Origin of the sequence: Micromonospora fiedleri (assembly GCF_016774385.1) — a bacterium.
Taxonomy (GTDB): Bacteria; Actinomycetota; Actinomycetes; order Mycobacteriales; family Micromonosporaceae; genus Micromonospora; species Micromonospora gifhornensis.
Genome location: NZ_JAETXL010000004.1, coordinates 212691 through 228105 on the forward strand (window position 1 = coordinate 212691; position 15415 = coordinate 228105).

At 72.2% G+C, this 15415-nt stretch carries 18 protein-coding genes; 15 read left to right on the plus strand and 3 right to left on the minus strand.

Features of this window, described 5'->3' with window-relative positions; genetic code table 11:
• The first annotated feature begins 15 nt into the window (after positions 1–15).
• Positions 16–531 (plus strand): DUF3592 domain-containing protein, encoded by a 516-nt coding sequence (locus JMF97_RS11915; protein WP_203221641.1) that lies wholly within the window; start codon positions 16–18, stop codon positions 529–531.
• Between the two features lie 7 nt (positions 532–538).
• Here JMF97_RS11915 and JMF97_RS11920 read toward each other — a convergent pair whose 3' ends face one another.
• Positions 539–1231: a TetR/AcrR family transcriptional regulator gene (locus JMF97_RS11920; RefSeq protein ID WP_203221642.1), complete on the minus strand. Its 693-nt coding sequence runs from the start codon at positions 1229–1231 to the stop codon at positions 539–541.
• Positions 1232–1324: 93 nt separating this feature from the next.
• On the opposite strand from JMF97_RS11920, the gene JMF97_RS11925 reads away from it, so the two are divergent.
• Together JMF97_RS11925 and JMF97_RS11930 are read left to right on the plus strand one after the other, a co-directional pair.
• Positions 1325–2014, plus strand: a complete 690-nt coding sequence (locus JMF97_RS11925; protein WP_203221643.1) for a DUF4386 domain-containing protein — start codon at positions 1325–1327, stop codon at positions 2012–2014.
• A gap of 64 nt (positions 2015–2078) precedes the next feature.
• Positions 2079–2561, plus strand: coding sequence for a DUF8243 domain-containing protein (locus tag JMF97_RS11930; protein ID WP_203221644.1), 483 nt, complete (start codon positions 2079–2081; stop codon positions 2559–2561).
• Here JMF97_RS11930 and JMF97_RS11935 read toward each other — a convergent pair.
• Entirely contained in the window at positions 2555–4924 is a 2370-nt protein-coding gene (locus tag JMF97_RS11935; protein WP_238359240.1) for a glycoside hydrolase family 65 protein, read from the minus strand. The two genes, JMF97_RS11930 and JMF97_RS11935, sit on opposite strands and share 7 nt — an antisense overlap.
• 56 nt (positions 4925–4980) lie before the next feature.
• Complete coding sequence (locus JMF97_RS11940) at positions 4981–5688, minus strand: prepilin peptidase (RefSeq protein ID WP_203221971.1); 708 nt, start codon at positions 5686–5688, stop codon at positions 4981–4983.
• Positions 5689–6355: 667 nt separating this feature from the next.
• Between JMF97_RS11940 and JMF97_RS11945 the strand changes: the two genes are divergently transcribed.
• From JMF97_RS11945 to JMF97_RS12000, 12 genes are read left to right on the plus strand one after another with little or no spacing between them, the layout of a single operon-like run.
• On the plus strand, positions 6356–6922 hold the full coding sequence (locus tag JMF97_RS11945; RefSeq protein ID WP_203221645.1) for a hypothetical protein: 567 nt from the start codon (positions 6356–6358) through the stop codon (positions 6920–6922).
• Positions 6916–7893, plus strand: a complete 978-nt coding sequence (locus tag JMF97_RS11950; protein ID WP_203221646.1) for a hypothetical protein — start codon at positions 6916–6918, stop codon at positions 7891–7893. The genes JMF97_RS11945 and JMF97_RS11950 overlap by 7 nt, the downstream gene beginning before the upstream one ends.
• On the plus strand, positions 7890–8549 hold the full coding sequence (locus JMF97_RS11955) for an SAF domain-containing protein (protein ID WP_203221647.1): 660 nt from the start codon (positions 7890–7892) through the stop codon (positions 8547–8549). The genes JMF97_RS11950 and JMF97_RS11955 overlap by 4 nt, the downstream gene beginning before the upstream one ends.
• Positions 8549–9349: a CpaE/TadZ family protein gene (locus JMF97_RS11960; protein ID WP_203221648.1), complete on the plus strand. Its 801-nt coding sequence runs from the start codon at positions 8549–8551 to the stop codon at positions 9347–9349. Before JMF97_RS11955 ends, JMF97_RS11960 begins: the two co-directional genes overlap by 1 nt.
• The gene (locus tag JMF97_RS11965; RefSeq protein ID WP_203221649.1) at positions 9339–10874 is read left to right on the plus strand and encodes a TadA family conjugal transfer-associated ATPase; all 1536 of its coding nucleotides are present in this window, start codon (positions 9339–9341) and stop codon (positions 10872–10874) included. Before JMF97_RS11960 ends, JMF97_RS11965 begins: the two co-directional genes overlap by 11 nt.
• Positions 10875–11780, plus strand: a complete 906-nt coding sequence (locus tag JMF97_RS11970; protein ID WP_438803751.1) for a type II secretion system F family protein — start codon at positions 10875–10877, stop codon at positions 11778–11780.
• Positions 11777–12640, plus strand: a complete 864-nt coding sequence (locus JMF97_RS11975) for a type II secretion system F family protein (RefSeq protein ID WP_203221651.1) — start codon at positions 11777–11779, stop codon at positions 12638–12640. The genes JMF97_RS11970 and JMF97_RS11975 overlap by 4 nt, the downstream gene beginning before the upstream one ends.
• Before the next feature lie 30 nt (positions 12641–12670).
• A complete protein-coding gene (locus tag JMF97_RS11980) occupies positions 12671–12865 on the plus strand; it encodes a hypothetical protein (RefSeq protein WP_203221652.1) in 195 nt (64 codons plus the stop codon).
• A gap of 2 nt (positions 12866–12867) precedes the next feature.
• A complete protein-coding gene (locus JMF97_RS11985; RefSeq protein ID WP_238359241.1) occupies positions 12868–13311 on the plus strand; it encodes a TadE/TadG family type IV pilus assembly protein in 444 nt (147 codons plus the stop codon).
• The gene (locus JMF97_RS11990; RefSeq protein ID WP_203221654.1) at positions 13296–13763 is read left to right on the plus strand and encodes a TadE/TadG family type IV pilus assembly protein; all 468 of its coding nucleotides are present in this window, start codon (positions 13296–13298) and stop codon (positions 13761–13763) included. The genes JMF97_RS11985 and JMF97_RS11990 overlap by 16 nt, the downstream gene beginning before the upstream one ends.
• The gene (locus tag JMF97_RS11995; RefSeq protein WP_203221655.1) at positions 13760–14185 is read left to right on the plus strand and encodes a pilus assembly protein TadG-related protein; all 426 of its coding nucleotides are present in this window, start codon (positions 13760–13762) and stop codon (positions 14183–14185) included. The genes JMF97_RS11990 and JMF97_RS11995 overlap by 4 nt, the downstream gene beginning before the upstream one ends.
• Positions 14186–14201: 16 nt before the next feature.
• Positions 14202–15401: a LysM peptidoglycan-binding domain-containing protein gene (locus JMF97_RS12000; RefSeq protein ID WP_203221656.1), complete on the plus strand. Its 1200-nt coding sequence runs from the start codon at positions 14202–14204 to the stop codon at positions 15399–15401.
• The last annotated feature ends 14 nt before the right edge of the window (positions 15402–15415 follow it).

Sequence of the window (15415 nt, forward strand, 5' to 3'; positions counted from 1 at the left end):
AGGCAGGATTGCAGTGTGGGTTGGCGGGAGCGGCGGAAGCCGCGCAGGCTGCGCAGCCGCTGGCTGCCCGGCTACTGGCTGCGCCACCCGCTGACCACGCTCGTGCTGCTTGTCGCGTTGCTGGCGGTGATCGTGCCGCTTGAGGTTCGGTCGATTCACCGGACCCATCGGCTGGACAACTACGGCGTGCAGACCGAGGCGACCGTACGCGAGGTGCATGCGCAGGGCCGGAACTCGTACGTGCTGCTCGCCTTCACCACCGCCGACGGCCGCCAGGTCGTCGCGGAGGTCACCGACTACAGGTGGCGCCCGGAACCGCAGGTCGGTGACGTCGCCACCGTGCGGTACGACCCCGAAGATCCACGACGCAACGTCCGCGACGTACGGATCGGTGCCGGCCACCTGGAGTCCGTGGTCGTCATCGCCGTGACGGTGCTGTTCGGGGTCGGCGGCGGCGTGCTGCTCTGGCGTACCCGGTCGGTGTGGCGGCAGAACGCCGAGGACTGGCGTTCCGGGCACCACTTCGCCTGACCCGGACTCAGTCGCGGGCCTTCTCCAGGCCGTCGAAGAGCAGGTCGAGAGTGAACTCGAACTCGACCTGGCTGTCGCACCAGCCGAGCGTCGGGTCGTCGGCGGCGTGCGCCTCGGCGGCCACCATCGCGGTCAGGTGGGGCAGTTGGGCGGCCATCGCGGCCAACTCCTCCTCGGCGGCCTCGACGTCGGTCTCACCGCCCGCCGACGCGGGCCGGAAGACCTCCTGGGCGAAGCCGAGCGCCAGGCTGCCGAACGCGTGTAGTGCCCGGTGGGCGATCCGGTAGGAGAAGCCGCCGTCGCGCAGCGTGGCGATGATGCCGTCGTAGTAGCCGTACAGGCCGGCGGGGATGGTGGGGCGGGAGCCGAGTAGCGCGGGCGCCCAGGGATGACGCAGCATCACCGTACGGGCGGCCAGGAACCGTTGCCGCAGGCGAGCACGCCAGTGCCCGTCGTCCAGTGTGGTGTCGACGGCTGCCTGGATCTCGGCGACGACCGCCTCGGCGAGCCCGTCGAGCAGACCTTCCTTGCCGGGCAGATGGTGGTAGAGGGACATCGCCTCCACACCGACCTCGGCAGCGAGGCGGCGCATGGTCAACGCGCCCAGCCCTTCGGCGTCCACCAGGGCGATCGCGGCGGACAGGGCCCGCTCCCGACTCAGCGGCTCTCGAATTCTCCTCGCACCCAATCCAGCTCCCATCCTCCCTTGACCTTACATCGTATGGTTGCCTTACACCGTAAGGCTCGGATGTCTCGCCGCGCTACCCCGACAGCGCACACCGAAGGAGCCGCCATGCCTCCGCTGATCCGCACCGCCCGTACGACCGGGTTGCTCTACCTCGGCCTGGCCGTCGCCGGCGCACTGGGCTTCCTGACCATCCGGCCCCGGATCTTCGCCGCCGGTGACCCCGAGGCGACCCTCGCCCACCTGGTGCAGAACGAGTCCCTGGCCCGCGTCGCGATCGCGCTCGAACTCCTTGTCGTGCTCGCCCAGACCGGCACCGCCGTCTGGTTCTACCGGCTGTTCCGCACCGTCGACGCCACCGCCGCCGGCTGTATCGCGGCCTTCGGCATGGTCAACGCCATCGCGGTCCTCGGCAGCGCCGCGCTCCTCGCGACCGCCACCGAGGTGGCTGCCCAGCCGTTCGGCGACGCCGCCGACACCGTCCAACTGCTGTATCTGGTCAGCGGGAACCTGTGGGTCGTGGGTGGGCTCTTCTTCGGCCTCTGGCTCGTACCGATGGGCTGGTGTGTGCTGCGGTCCGGGTGGCTGCCCCGCGCGCTCGGCTGGGTTCTCGTCGTCGGGGGCGTCGGCTACCTGCTCAACACGTTCGTCACGTACCTCGCCCCCGGCGCGGGGATGCTCGCGGACCTGCTGGTGGTCCCGGCGACCGTCGGCGAGTTCTGGATTCTCGGGTACCTGATCATCCTGGGTGTCCGCAGGTCGGCGCTGCCGACGCCGGCCGAGGCGCCGTGTCGTTGATCCGGTTGTGCCCGTTGCCCGCCGGTGACCACGGTGGGAGCGTCGACCAACCGGGAGGTACGCCGTGACCAGCGAACGCGAGACCGTCGAGGTCGAACCCGCCCTGTTCCAGGCCGTCTACGACTCGCCCGCGTCGCTGCCGGGCCGACACCGCTGGACCACCCCCGAGACGGACGTACGCCGGATCGAGAAGCTGCTCGGCATGCCGCCGCGCACCATCGGCGCTCCACTGTGGGTCAGCGGCGACCAGCCGGACTGCCCGAAGTGCGATCGCCGGATCACCTGGTACGACATCGTCTCCTCAGCGCTGAAGGGCGTGCACGACCCGATGATGATCGCGACGGTGATCCTCGGCGAGCGCCGCTACGTCAACACCGGGCTCCCCGACGCCATCGCCGGTGTCCGCTGCGCCGACTGCCGCACCCCGATCGAGGGCCTGCGCAGCTTCAAGTGCCACAACTGGGCGTACGCCTTCGAGGAACTGACCGCCGTACGGGAACGGATGGCGGGCGACTCAGCCCTCGGCGAGCAGCGACAGCCTCACTGACCCTTGGGGCGGCGGCCGTCCGGGGAGGGCGGTTCGGGGCCGAAGTCGGGCACCGGGGGCATCGGGCGGGTCACCGGCTCGTCGGCGGTGACCTGTAGCCGTTCGCCGTGGTGCCACAGCTCGATGCTGGTGTCGGTGGGGGCGTCGGGCAGTTCGTAGCGGGCCTGGTCGGCGGTGAGTGTGACCAGCAGCCGCTGGCCGTGCCAGCACAGGCTGAACGCCAGCCGCTCGATCCGGTCGGGCAGTCGGGGGTCGAAGGAGAGCAGCTCCCGGTCGTCGCGCATCCCGCCGAAGCCCTGCACCAGGGCCAGCCAGGCGCCGCCCAGCGACGCCAGATGCAGGCCGTCGCCGGTCTTGTCGCCGAGATCCTCCAGATCCTGCAACACCGACTCGGTGAACAGGTCGTACGCCAGATCGAGGTGACCCAGTTCGGCGGCGAGCACCCCCTGCGGACTGGCCGACAGCGACGAGTCGCGGACCGTGCGGGTCTGGTAGTAGGCGAAGTTGGCGGCCTTCTCCTCGGCGCTGAACTCGCTCGGGAAGCGCTGCATGGCCAGCACCAGGTCGGCCTGCTTGACCACCTGGTGTCGGTACAGCTCCAGGTAGGGGAAGTGCAGCAGGAGCGGGTAGTCGTCCTCGCTGGTGCCGGCGAAGTCCCACTCGGGCTGCTCGGTGAAGCCGGCGGACTGCTGGTGCACCCCGCGTTTGGCGTCGTATGGCACGGTCATCGCGTCGGCCGCGGCCCGCCAGGCGGTCACCTCCGCCGGGTCGACGCCCAACCGGGTCGCCGCCTCGGGGTGGCGGCGCACCGCGTCGGCGGCACCGCGCAGGTTCCGCCGGGCCATCAGGTTGGTGAACAGGTTGTCGTCGACCAGAGCCGAGTACTCGTCCGGGCCGGTGACCCCGGTGATGTGGAAGCGGCCGTCGTCGGTGTAGTGCCCGTACCCGGCCCACAGTCGGGCGGTGGACACCAGCAGGTCCAGTCCGGGACCGGCGAGGAAGTCGTCGTCGCCGGTGGCGGAGACGTAGCGCAGCACCGCGTCGGCGATGTCGGCGTTGACGTGCAATCCGGCTGTACCGGCGGGCCAGTAGCCGGAGCACTCCTCGCCCCCGATGGTGCGCCACGGGAAGATCGCGCCGGTCAGCCGCAGCTCCGCCGCGCGGTCGAGGGCCTGCGGCAGGTGCGCGTGCCGCCAGCGCAACGCCGATCGGGCCACCTCCGGCGCGACGTAGGTGAGCACCGGCAGGACGTAGCCTTCGGTGTCCCAGAGCACGTGGCCGTCGTAGCCGTTGCCGGTCAGCCCCTTGGCGGGGATGGTCCGGTCGCCGTCGGGGCGGCCCGCCTGGATCAGGTGGAACATCGCGAACCGGATCGCCACCTGCAACTTGTCGTCACCGTCGAGGAGCACGTCGGCGGTACGCCAGGCGGCGTCCAGGGCCGCGCGTTGTTCGGCGCACAGCGCGGCGAAGCCGTCGGCGCGAGCCGCCAGCGCGTCGGTCATCACCTCCTCGGCGAGGTCGTCCGGCGAGGCGCCGTCGACCGGCTGCCACTCGTACGCCGCGAACTTGGCAAGCGTGACCCGCTCACCGGGCTGCAGGACGCCGGTGAGGCTGAACCGGATCCGGTCCTCGGTCGCGTCCGCGCTGCTGGTGAAGTGATCCGGGGCTGTCGGGTGGTGTGCGACGGCGGCGGCGACCCGCTGGTCGCTGTGCTCGGTGCGGTGCACCAGCGCCCCGGCGCTGCCGTCGAGGTGCCGCACCTCGCCGACCAGTGGATCGTCGATGACGGCGGCGGCTCGTGGGTCGTCGGCGCGGTCCTCCACCCGCTCGTTGGCCAGCAGGTCGGCGCAGATCCTCAGCTCGACCGGCCCGTGCGGGGCTTCCACAGTCCACTCGACGGCACCCACCCGGCGGCGCGGCAGCGACACCAGTCGGGTGCTGCGGACCCGCACCGTGTGCCCGCCGGGCGAGGTCCACTCGGTGAGTCGTTCCAGCACCCCGACGCGCAGGTCGAGGACCTGCTCGTGGTGGTGCAGCGTCCCGGTGCGGACGTCCAGTGGCTCGCCGTCGACCCAGAGCCGGACGAGGGTGGCGTTCGGTGCGCTGATCACCGTGTCGGACAGCTGTGGGAAGCCGTGACCGTCTTCGGGGTAGTTCAGCTTGCGCCGCTCGTGGAGGCCGTTGAGGTAGCTGCCCGGCATGTCGCACGGCCGGCCCTCGTCGAGGGTGCCGCGCCAGCCCAGCCAGCCGTTGCTCAACGCGAACACCGACTCGGTCTCGCCGAGCCGGTCCAGGTCGTCGTGGGTACGCCGGATCCGCCAGCGCTCGTCGGCTTCCGACAAGCGTTCGGGGGTGCGCTGCAACTACGCCTCCTGACGCGGTTCGAACGGGGAGCATCAACAATTCCCCGCCGACCCGCTCACCACACCAGCAGCAGCGCCCCCAGGGTGCCGAGCACCAGGTACGGCCCGAACGGCAGGTGGGACGACCAGCGGGCCCGCCGGGTGACCAGCAGTCCGACGGCCACCAGACCCGACAGCATCACCGCGAGCAGCAGCCCCAGCACCGGGGTCGCCCAGCCGTACCAGCCGAGCAGCGCACCCGCTCCCAGGGCGAGTTTGGCGTCGCCGATGCCGAAGCCTCGGGCGCCGAACAGCAGCGTGGTGGCGGCGAAGAAGCCGGCCAGGCCGAGCGCGGCGGCGGTGGCGCGCAGCCAGGGTGCCGGCCCGGCGTCGACGAGGGCGGTCAGTCCGAGCAGCAGCCAGGTGCCGGCGGCGGCCGGCAGGGTGAGCCGGTCGGGCAGCCGGTGCACGGCGAGGTCGACGAAGATCAGCGGCACCGCGAAGATCAGCCACCAGGCCGCGGCGAGCAGTTCGCCTGCGGGCGGACCGGCCAGCAGCAGCATGGCGAGGGCGGCGACGGTGACCAGTTCGACGGTGAACGGCGGCGCGCCGATCCGAGCTCGGCAGGTGCCGCAGCGGGCGGTCGGGCCGAGCGCCGGCCAGGGCCGGTCGAGGCCGATCGGGGTGCCGCAGGCGTCGCATCCGCTGCGGTGGTCGGTCCCCGCCGGCACGGCGTGCCGGGCGACGGCGTACCGCAGCAGCGGGGTGAGCGCCAGCACGGCCATCGGCAGCCGGCGGCGGGCGGGGGGTGGGAGGTCGTCGGGCCGTGCCGACTCGGTGGCGGCCGGCCGGCTCACGCCGACCTCCCCGGCAAGGTGAATACGGTACGTAATCTGCCTGCTCGGATCCGCTGGTGATCCGATCGTTGCGAAACGGAACCCTGGTGGTCGGCGGAGACTCGGCCGAAATACGCGGCGCGCATAGATGGAATTCCCATGGAACGCAATTGGCGAACTCCTTGAGCGGCGAAACCGGGGGACGGATCGGGCAACAAGCCATTTCCCACCCCACCGGCACCCGCCTCGGCGCCACCCGCCCGACGGGCGATCCCATCGGGGCGCGGACCGCACCGATCCGGCGTCGACACGACCTCGGCAGGCCTCGGCAACCCTCCGGTAACCATCGAGCACCACCACCGTTCATGACTCAGAGTAGTCACATGAATTGCCTCTGTTGCATCGGCCGGCGTCAGCTTATGCTCGCCCCTTGGATGTGACGCAACCCACGTCCGACGGCCATAACCACCCAGGACAGTGCATTTGTAGAAGATCCGTTAGGGCAAATGCGACTGCGTATTGGACCGGCCCGCAAAGGACCATCCGGTCGCGCTGCCGCACGCCCGAAAACGGCGGCGACGCCGGTCGCCGGGTCGGTACCGAGGAGGGCACGAGGGTGCGAGCACGGCAGCTGAGTCGCTGGACGGCCGGTCTGGTCGCGGTGGCCACGGTCGGCACGACCACCGCCTGCGGCAACCCGCCGACGACAGCCGGCACCACCTCGACGGACCGGAGCCGGCCGGTCGGCAACGAACGGGTCGCCGAGGAGAAGGCCGCCGAGGAGGCGGCCCTGAAGGCGTACGCCGGATATCTGACCGCTTCCCGGTCGGCGAGCCGGCACAGCGACCCGCAGCACCCGGAGCTGACCCGGTTCCTCGCCGACCCGCTGCTCACCCGGGTCCGGGTGGGCTTGATAAAGGCCCGCGCCAACGGCGCGGTCAGCACCGGCACGCTGCGCTCCGACCCCACGGTGATCTCCGTCGACCTGGACGGCAAGCCACCCACCGTGGAGATACAGGACTGCCTCGACGCCACCGGCTACCGGCTGGTCTACGTCGCCGACAAGAAGGTGGTGCCGGGCACCCGCGGTACGCGGCACCTCGCCACCGCCATCGCCACCCGCTACCCCGACGGTCGCTGGCTGATCAGCGGTGGCTCGGCCCACCGGGACCAGCCGTGCTGACCCGGGCGGCGAACCACCTCGACCGGGCCTCGGCCGATCCGCGCCTGCTGCGCCGCCACCCGACGGCCGTCCGCCGGCTGCTGCTCGGCACCGCGCTGGCGCTGCTGCTGGTCACCGGTCCGGCGGTACCGGCCGGTGCCGCCGACCCCGGTGCCGAGTGCCCACCGGCCCAGCCCAACTGCAACGTCTGGGACGACGCCCCGGGCACCCCCGGTGGTGGGGGCAACGGCGGTGACAACGGTGGCGACAACGGTGGTGGCGGGGGCGGCAGCGGCGTCTGCCAGTGGCGGGGGCAGACCGTCCCCTGCTACCGCGAGGGCATGGGCTGGTTCAACAGCCAGGACGGCTGCTACTACCAACTCGCGCAGCCACAGGAGGAGGCACCTCCGGGGTGGCGGTGGTACACGGTCACCTGTGACGCGGTCTCCCTGGGCAGCGTGCAGAACAGACTGCTGGAGGAGCCACCGCCGGGCTTCGGTGCTCCGCCGGATCCGGAGGAACTGGCCCGCCGGGCGTTCGCCTCGATCACCCTGCTGGCACCCCGAGCGGCGGTCGCACCCCGCAAGGACATCGGCCCCGGTCTGGTCGGGCTGCCGGTCTGGATGTGGGCCAGCCGGGGCCCCACCTACTTCGGCCCGCAGAGCGCCTCCGCCTCCGAACGGGGCCTGACCGTCACCATCCGGGCCGAGGTCGACCGGATCGTCTGGGACATGGGCAACGGCGACCGGGTCACCTGCGACGGTCCCGGTACGCCGTACGACCGGCAGGGTCAACACGCCGGGAAGCGCTCCCCCGACTGCGGGTACCACAACGGCTACAGCACGGCCGACACGTACCTGGTGCAGGCGACGACGCACTGGAGTGTCACCTGGACCAGCAGCAGCGGCGTGACCGGGAGCATCGGTGGCGTCACCCGCACCACCGGCCCGGTGCGAATCCAGATCGACGAGCTTCAGGTGGTGACCCGATGAGCGTGGCGACCCGTAACGGACCCTCTCCGGTGGACGCGCCGGTCGCCCCACCCAAGGTGGTCCGGCAACGCCGGGTCCGCCCCGGACTGCTCGGGCTGGCCGTACTGCTGATCGCCCTCGGTGGGTTGGGCTCGGCGTTCGCGGTCACCTCGGTGCGGGCGACCGGCAGTTACCTGGCGGTCGCCCGGACGGTCGAGGTGGGCAGCGTGGTCAGCGCCAGTGACCTGGTCTCGGTGCAGGTGGCCGGCGGGCAGGGCCTCGACCCGGTGCCGGCCGGACGGCTCGCCGACGTGGTCGGCATGCGCGCCGCCGTCTCGCTCGCCCCCGGCACGTTGCTGACCATGTCGCAGCTCACCGACGAACCCCTGCTCGGCCCGGGGCAGCAGCAGATCGCCCTGGGACTGCGTACGGCCCAGGTGCCGGCACCCAAGCTTCGCCCGGGCGACCAGGTTCTGCTGGTCAGCACCCCCCGCGACGACAGCAGCAGCTCGTCCTCCGGAGTGACCCGGTTCACCGCGACCGTCACCGACGCGGTCAGCACGGACGGCCGCGACGAGGTGGTGGTCTACCTGGCCCTGGCCGTACGGGACGTGCCGGCAGTGGTGGCGATGGCCGCGCAGGACCGGATCGCGGTCGTGCTCACCAAGGCGGCCTGATGGCGATCATCGCGCTGGTCTCGGCCAAGGGCTCGCCGGGGGTGACCACCACCGCGCTGGCCTGCGCGCTGAGCTGGCACCGCCGGGTGGTCCTCGCCGAATGCGATCCGGCCGGCGGCTCGATCCTCGCCGGCTACCTGGGCGGCGCGCTGGACGGCCCACGCGGCCTCGGGGAACTGGCCGTCGGGGAACTGCGCGACGGCAACCTGGACAGCGCGTTCTGGTCGCAGCTGGTCGACCTGGACGCGCCGCGCCGGGAACGCCTGCTGCTGCCCGGTGTCGTCGACCCGGCCCAGGCCGGCAGTGTCATCCCGCTGTGGCAGCGGTTCGCGGACTTCTTCACCGGGCTGGAAGGCGGCGACCCGCCGTACGACGTGATCGTCGACTGTGGACGGCTGCACGTGGTCGGCACGCCGTGGCCGCTGCTGCGGGCCGCGTCGGTGGTGCTGGTGGTGACCCGGGCGCAGCTGCCCGACCTGTCCGGCACCCGCGCCATGCTCAAGACGCTCGAACGGGACTTCGCCGAGCATCGGGTGGAGCCCGGCACGCTGCGGCTGCTGCTGGTCGGCGACGGCCACGGCAAGGGCGAGATCAGCAAAGCCCTTCAGCTGCCGGTGATCGCCCGGCTGCCGCACGATCCGCGTACCGCCGGGGTGTTGAGCCTGGGCGGCACGGTGCGCGCCGGACGGCCGTTGCTGCGCGCGGCCCGCGAACTGGAGGTGCCGGTCGGCGCCCTGCTGGACCGGCGACGAGCCCGCCTGGCCTGGCCGGTCTCGCAGGGGGTGCCCGATGCGCTTTGAGCCGGTCTCCTCGGATCCCCGGCGGCAGCCGCCCGGCGCCACCTCCACCGCGCCGCCGCTGCCCGTGGCCAACGGTCGGCACTACGCCTCCATGCCGGTGCCGGTGTCGGCCGCGCCGGCGACAGCCGAACCGCCACCCCGGCCACGGGTGGACTTCCAGGTGGTACGGGAACTGCGCCGCCAGTTGAGCGAGCAACTCACCCGGTGGCAGCGGGGTCGGGAGTTCAGCGTCGACGAGGAGGACACCGAGCGGGCCCGGCTCGCGGTGCTCCTCGTCGCCGAGTACGCCGATTCGGTGCGCCGGGCCGGCACCCCGATGGCCGCCGGTGAGGAACGGCTGCTGCTCGACCAGGTCACCGCCGAACTGGCCGGCCTCGGTCGACTGCAGACCCTGCTCGTCGACGACACCATCGAGGAGGTCCACATCCTCGGCTGCGACCAGGTGCGGATCACCCGGCACGGCGGTGGCGTCGACTGGGTCGAGCCGATCGCCGACAGCGACGACGAGTTGGTGGAGATCCTCCAGGCGGCGGCCCGCCGGGCCGGCGCCACCGAACGCTCGCTGTCCACCTCGAAGCCGACCCTGGATCTGCAACTGCCCGACGGCAGCCGGTTGGCGGCGGTGTTCCTGGTCAGCCACCGCCCGTACGCGGTGATCCGTAAGCACAACACCCTCGACGTGACCCTCGACGACCTCGCCGGCACCCGTGGCGACCTGGACGAGATGATCGACCCGCTGCTGCGCGACTTCCTCCGCGCGTCGATGCGTGCCGGGCTGAACATCATGGTCGCCGGGCTGGCGGGGGCCGGTAAGACCACAGTCATCCGGGCGCTGATGAGCGAGATCCCGCCCGACGAGCCGTACGTGCTGCTGGAGGAGAGCCGGGAGTTGCTGCCGGCCCGCCGGACCGACCGGCACCGGGCGGTGATGAGCTTCGAGGCCCGCGAAGGCCACGGTGAGCGCGGGCCCGACGGTCGACCGGCCGGTGAGGTCAGCATCGCCGACCTGATCCCGGTGTCGCTGCGGATGGGCGTACTGCGGATCATCGTCGGTGAGGTGCGGTCCCGGGAGATCGTGCCGATGCTCCAGGCGATGACCACCAGCCGGGGTTCGATGTGCACGATCCACGCCCGTACCCCGGGCGGGGTCAGCGAGCGGATCATCGAGTTGGCGCTGGCCCACGGCCGGGAGATGACCGTCGACCAGGCCCGCCGGATGGCCGGCAACGCCCTGGACCTGATCGTCTACGTCACCGTCGAGGACGAGACCGGCATCGGCGGGCGCAAGCACCGGTTCGTCTCGCACGTCGAGGAGGTGATCGGTGTCGGTGACAGCAACCGGATCACCACCACCAAGGTGTTCGCGCCCGGCCCGGACGGCCGGGCGGTGCCCCGACACCTGCCCGAACGGGTGCGGGACCAGTTACTGCGGGTGGGCTACGACGCCCGGCTGTTGAGTCGCTGGATCGAGGCCGGGCAGGGTGCCTGGCGCCGCCCCAAGCAGACCCGACTCGGTCGGCGGTGAGTGGTGCTCGACAACATCGAACTTCTCGCCGTGGTCTCCGGGGCGGCCTGCGTGGCCGGACTGGTGTTGACGGTCGTCGCACTGGTCGGCACCCGCCGCCCGCCCGGCCCGGCACCGGGCGCCGGCCCCGGGGTCAGCCGGCTGTGGCGCGGCTCCGGCACCACCGTCCGCGAACAGCAGGCCCACCAGGCGCTGCTGATCGGCGCGGTGGTCGCGGGCGCGTTGGCCTTCCTGCTGACCGGGCTGCCGGTGGTCGGCCTGCTGGTCGCGGTCGCGGTACCGGGCACCCCGTGGCTGTTCTCGGTCGGCCGGGCCGAACAGCGGGCCATCGCCCGGATCGAGGCCGTCGGCGAGTGGACCCGCCGACTCAAGGACGTCTCCGCCACCGGGCAGGGACTCCAGCAGGCGATCATCGGCACCGTCGGCACCGCACCCGAGGAGATCCAGGACGAGGTACGGCTGCTCGCCGCCCGACTCCAGGCCGGTTGGCTGGCCCGCTCCGCCCTGCTGGCCTTCGCCGACGAGATCGGCGACCCGGTCTGCGACCAGGTGGTGGCGGCGCTCATCCTGCACCTGACCGACCGGGGTGAGCGGCTCGGCGACGTGCTCGGCTCGATCGCCTCGGCGGCGGCGGCCGAGGTCACCACCCGGCGGGAGATCGAGGCCAAACGCACCCAGCCCCGGTTCGCGGTCCGGTTCCTCACCGGGATGACCCTGGCCACCATCGCGTACGGGCTGTTCAACGCCGAGTACGTGCAGCCGTACGGCACGCCGTTCGGTCAGCTGGTGATGGCGCTGCTCGGTGCCGCCTTCGTCGGCCTGCTGGCCTGGGTGCGCTCGATGAGCCAACCGCCGCGACCGGCCCGCTTCCTGCCCGCCCCCGATCCCGACGAGGTGGTGGCGTGAACCTGCATCTCTTCATCGCCGTGGTCGCCGGGGCAGCGGTCGGGCTGGGCGTCTTCCTGGTGGTACGCGAACTGGTGCCGGCCACCCCCGCGCTCGGCCCGGCGTTGCGCCGACTGCATCCGCCGGCCGGAGTCGCCCGGCCCAGTCCCGCCGACCGTCAGCTGGAGTGGCTCACCGGTCTGGCCCGCTGGCTGCGCCCACCACACCGACAGCTCGCTCTGCTCGACCGCACCCCCGAGCAGTACACGCTCTCCCTGCTGCTCTCGGCGCTGATCGGCCTCGCCGCGCCGGCCCTGCTCAGCTTCACGCTGTTCGCCGTCGGCATCTCGCTGCCGCTCGTCGTACCGGTGCTGGGCAGCCTCGGTCTGGCGGCGCTCTGTGCCCTGGTGGCGCATCGGGCGGTGGTGACCCGCGCCGAAGCCGCCCGGGAGGAGTTCCGCCAGGCGGTCTGCACCTACCTGGACCTGGTGGCGTTGCAGCTCTCCGCCGCGCACGGGCCGGTGCAGTCGCTGGAGCGGGCGGCGGCGATCTGCGAGGGCTGGGTCTTCGAGCGGATCTCCGAGGCGCTGCGGATGGCCCAGATGCAGATGCACTCCCCGTGGGACGAGTTGCGTGACCTCGCCGATCGGATCGGCATCCCCGAGCTGGGCGATGTCGGCGCGATCATGCAGTCCTCCGGCAGCGAGGGCGCCCAGGTGCACGAGACGCTGCGCAGCCGCGCCGACTCGCTACGCGACCAGATCCGTACCGACAACCTGGCCCGCGCCGAGGGGGTGACCAGTCGGCTCGACATCCCCGGCGCGCTGCTGGTCTTCGTCCTGCTCGGCTTCGCCATCTACCCGTTCCTGGCCCGCCTCTAGGCCAACCCCCGTCAGCAAAGGAGCAGTTCGATGTCCGTCCTCACCTACCTGCAGGCCGCGCTACGCGCGCGGCTGGCCGAACTGGCCGGTGATCGTGGTGACAGCCCGGTGCCCACCGCCGTGATCATCTTTGGTCTGGTGACGGTGGCCCTCGCGGTTACCGCCGCCGCCCTTCTCGCCGCCGAGAACTGGATGGACGCCATCCCCGGCCCACCGGCCAACTGACGATGCGCCGTTTCCGGTTCGAGAGGTGGTGCCGGTGGGCCGTGACGCACCGGCACCACCGGCTACCCGGCGACGGTGAACGGGGCGGCAACCCGGTCGAGTTGGCCGTGACGCTGCCGGCGATCCTGCTGATGCTCTTCGCCTCGATCCAGGTCGCCGCGGTATTCGTGGCCCGCTCGACCGCGCTCAACGCCGCACAGAGCGGCGTCAACGCCCAACGGCTGTACGAGGCCGCCCCGAACGCCGGCGCCGAGCGGGCGACGAAGTTCCTCAAGCAGGCGGGCGACTGGCTGGTCGACTGGGAGAAGCCGGGGCCCGACTGTGTCACCGCGAACACCGATGTGACCTGCACGGTGACCGGTCGCGCCCTGTCGGTCGTGCCGGGCGTCAACTTCTCGGTGCGGCAGACCGCACACGGAACGGTGGAACGATGGACCGCACCATGAGCCGGGGCTCGGTGTCGATCGAGGTGGCGGTGCTGGCACCGGCCTTCGTGGCGCTGATGGTGCTGGCCGGGGTCGCCGGTCGTACCGCGGTGGCCAATGAGGCGCTGGAGGCCGCCGCCCACGACGCCGCCCGCGCGGCCTCGATCTCCCGGGACGCCACCACCGCCCGCCAGGAGGCCCGGGAGGCGGCCCGGCAGCAGCTCGACTGGCGCGGCGTGGCCTGCACCGGCGCCCCACAGATCACCTTCCGAGGTACGGTCGGCGGCCGCTCCACCACCTTCAACGCGGCGTTCCGCAGCCGCGTCGGGCAGGACGCCTCGGTCACCGTGGAACTCGCCTGCACGGTGTCCTACCAGGACATCAGGCTTCCCGTGCTGAAGAACATGCCGGCGGGCAGCCGGATCACCGCCTCCTTCACCTCGCCGCTGGACCGCTACCGGAGTCGAGGATGACCGCCGGCCGGGGCGACGCCGGGCGGGTGAGCATCTTCCTCGCCATCGCCCTCGTCGGGGTGCTCGCCATCATCGGCATGGCGTTCGACGGCGCAGGGCAACTGCGTACCCTCCAGCGGGCCGAGAACCTGGCCGCCGAGGCGGCACGGGCGGGCGGGCAGGCCATCGACCTGGCCACCGCCATCGAGGGCGGACCCAAACAGATCAACCGACCGCAGGCCCGTCGCGCCGTCGCGGACTACCTCGCCGCCGCCGGGGCCAGCGGCCACACCGTCAGCTTCCCGGTGGTCGACGGCGAGACCCAGATCCGGGTACGCGTCTCGGTCACCTACCGCCGGGCCATGCTCGGCCTCTTCGGCTTCTCCAACACCGTCACCGTCTCCGGTGAGGCGACCGCGCGGCCGCTGACCGGGCTCCCCTGAGAGAAGGAAGGTCGTCATGGCCGCATCGGGTGGTACCGCCGTACGACGGCTCGGTCGCATCCTGACCGGCTTCGGTGCGCTCGTCGTGCTGCTCGGCCTGCTGGTCGGCGGGCCGATCGCACTGCTGGCCTTCGCCGGCAACCCGCTGCCCGACCACGTACCGACACTGGCGGAGATCGGCACCACCCTCACCAGCCGCGACGACGGCCAGTTGTTCCTGCGGGCGCTGGCCCTGGTCGGCTGGTTCGGGTGGGCGACCTTCGCCATCTCGGTGCTCGTGGAGTTGGGCGCACAGGCGCTGCGCCGACCGGCACCCCGGCTGCCCGGGATGGGCCGCCAGCAACGGGCCGCCGCCGCCCTGGTCGGCTCGGTCGCGCTGATCCTCGTCGCCAGCCCGGCCGCCGCCGCCACCGCCGCGTACACCTCCGGGCCGTACACCGCACCCACCGCAACCGTCGCGTACGCGTCGCCGGCCCCCTCGACCACCATGGGTTCGCAGGCGACGGTACGGGCGGACCTCGATGCTCCGGTCTACCAGGTGGCCAAGGGCGACTACCTCGGCAAGGTCGCCGACCGGTACCTGGACGACTTCGACGACTATCGCAAACTCGCCGCCCTCAACGGACTCCGCAACCCCGACCAGATCCGCCCCGGCCAACTGATCACGCTCCCGACCGAAGCCAAGGACCAGGGCGTACGGGCACACGCCACCGGTCGGCTGGTGACACCGAAACGACCCTCGCCCGCACCGGTCGCCCCGGACAGCGGCGCAGGAACGCCCACCCCGACGAAGCCGGACGGATCGGGACCGGGTGGATCGGGGCCGGGCGGGACGGGGCCGGGCGGGGCCACGCAGGACGGGGCGACGCGGGGTGGCGCCTCAGGTCAGCCGGGTGGGAGCACGTCGCAGCCGGGATCGGCGACACCCGCTCCCGCCGCGCCCGAGGATCGACAGCCGACCGCGCCACGCGACAAGGTTTCCGACGACCACCCGCCGGTGGTGACGGTGGGCGCGGCCCGCGCCGGCGATCCCGACCGGGTGAACCGCCCCCTGGCCATCTCCGCCGTACTGGCCGTGGCCAGCATCGTCGGCGCACAGATCGGCGCCGTCCTGGGTCTGCGGCGACGACCCGTGACCACCTCGGCCAGCACCTGGCAGCACCGGCGCAGCAGCGCACCCCGCGAACTTCCCACCGGCCGACACCGCAAGGACTGACAGGTCGCCCTCAC

Coding starts and splice junctions, on each gene's coding strand:
- JMF97_RS11980 (WP_203221652.1), top strand. CDS start 12,671: ATGTCCGTCCTCACCTACCTGCAGGCCGCGCTACGCGCGCGGCTGGCC.
- JMF97_RS11960 (WP_203221648.1), top strand. CDS start 8,549: ATGGCGATCATCGCGCTGGTCTCGGCCAAGGGCTCGCCGGGGGTGACC.
- JMF97_RS11955 (WP_203221647.1), top strand. CDS start 7,890: ATGAGCGTGGCGACCCGTAACGGACCCTCTCCGGTGGACGCGCCGGTC.
- JMF97_RS11920 (WP_203221642.1), bottom strand. CDS start 1,231: ATGGGAGCTGGATTGGGTGCGAGGAGAATTCGAGAGCCGCTGAGTCGG.
- JMF97_RS12000 (WP_203221656.1), top strand. CDS start 14,202: ATGGCCGCATCGGGTGGTACCGCCGTACGACGGCTCGGTCGCATCCTG.
- JMF97_RS11965 (WP_203221649.1), top strand. CDS start 9,339: ATGCGCTTTGAGCCGGTCTCCTCGGATCCCCGGCGGCAGCCGCCCGGC.
- JMF97_RS11995 (WP_203221655.1), top strand. CDS start 13,760: ATGACCGCCGGCCGGGGCGACGCCGGGCGGGTGAGCATCTTCCTCGCC.
- JMF97_RS11990 (WP_203221654.1), top strand. CDS start 13,296: ATGGACCGCACCATGAGCCGGGGCTCGGTGTCGATCGAGGTGGCGGTG.
- JMF97_RS11985 (WP_238359241.1), top strand. CDS start 12,868: ATGCGCCGTTTCCGGTTCGAGAGGTGGTGCCGGTGGGCCGTGACGCAC.
- JMF97_RS11940 (WP_203221971.1), bottom strand. CDS start 5,688: ATGGCCGTGCTGGCGCTCACCCCGCTGCTGCGGTACGCCGTCGCCCGG.
- JMF97_RS11925 (WP_203221643.1), top strand. CDS start 1,325: ATGCCTCCGCTGATCCGCACCGCCCGTACGACCGGGTTGCTCTACCTC.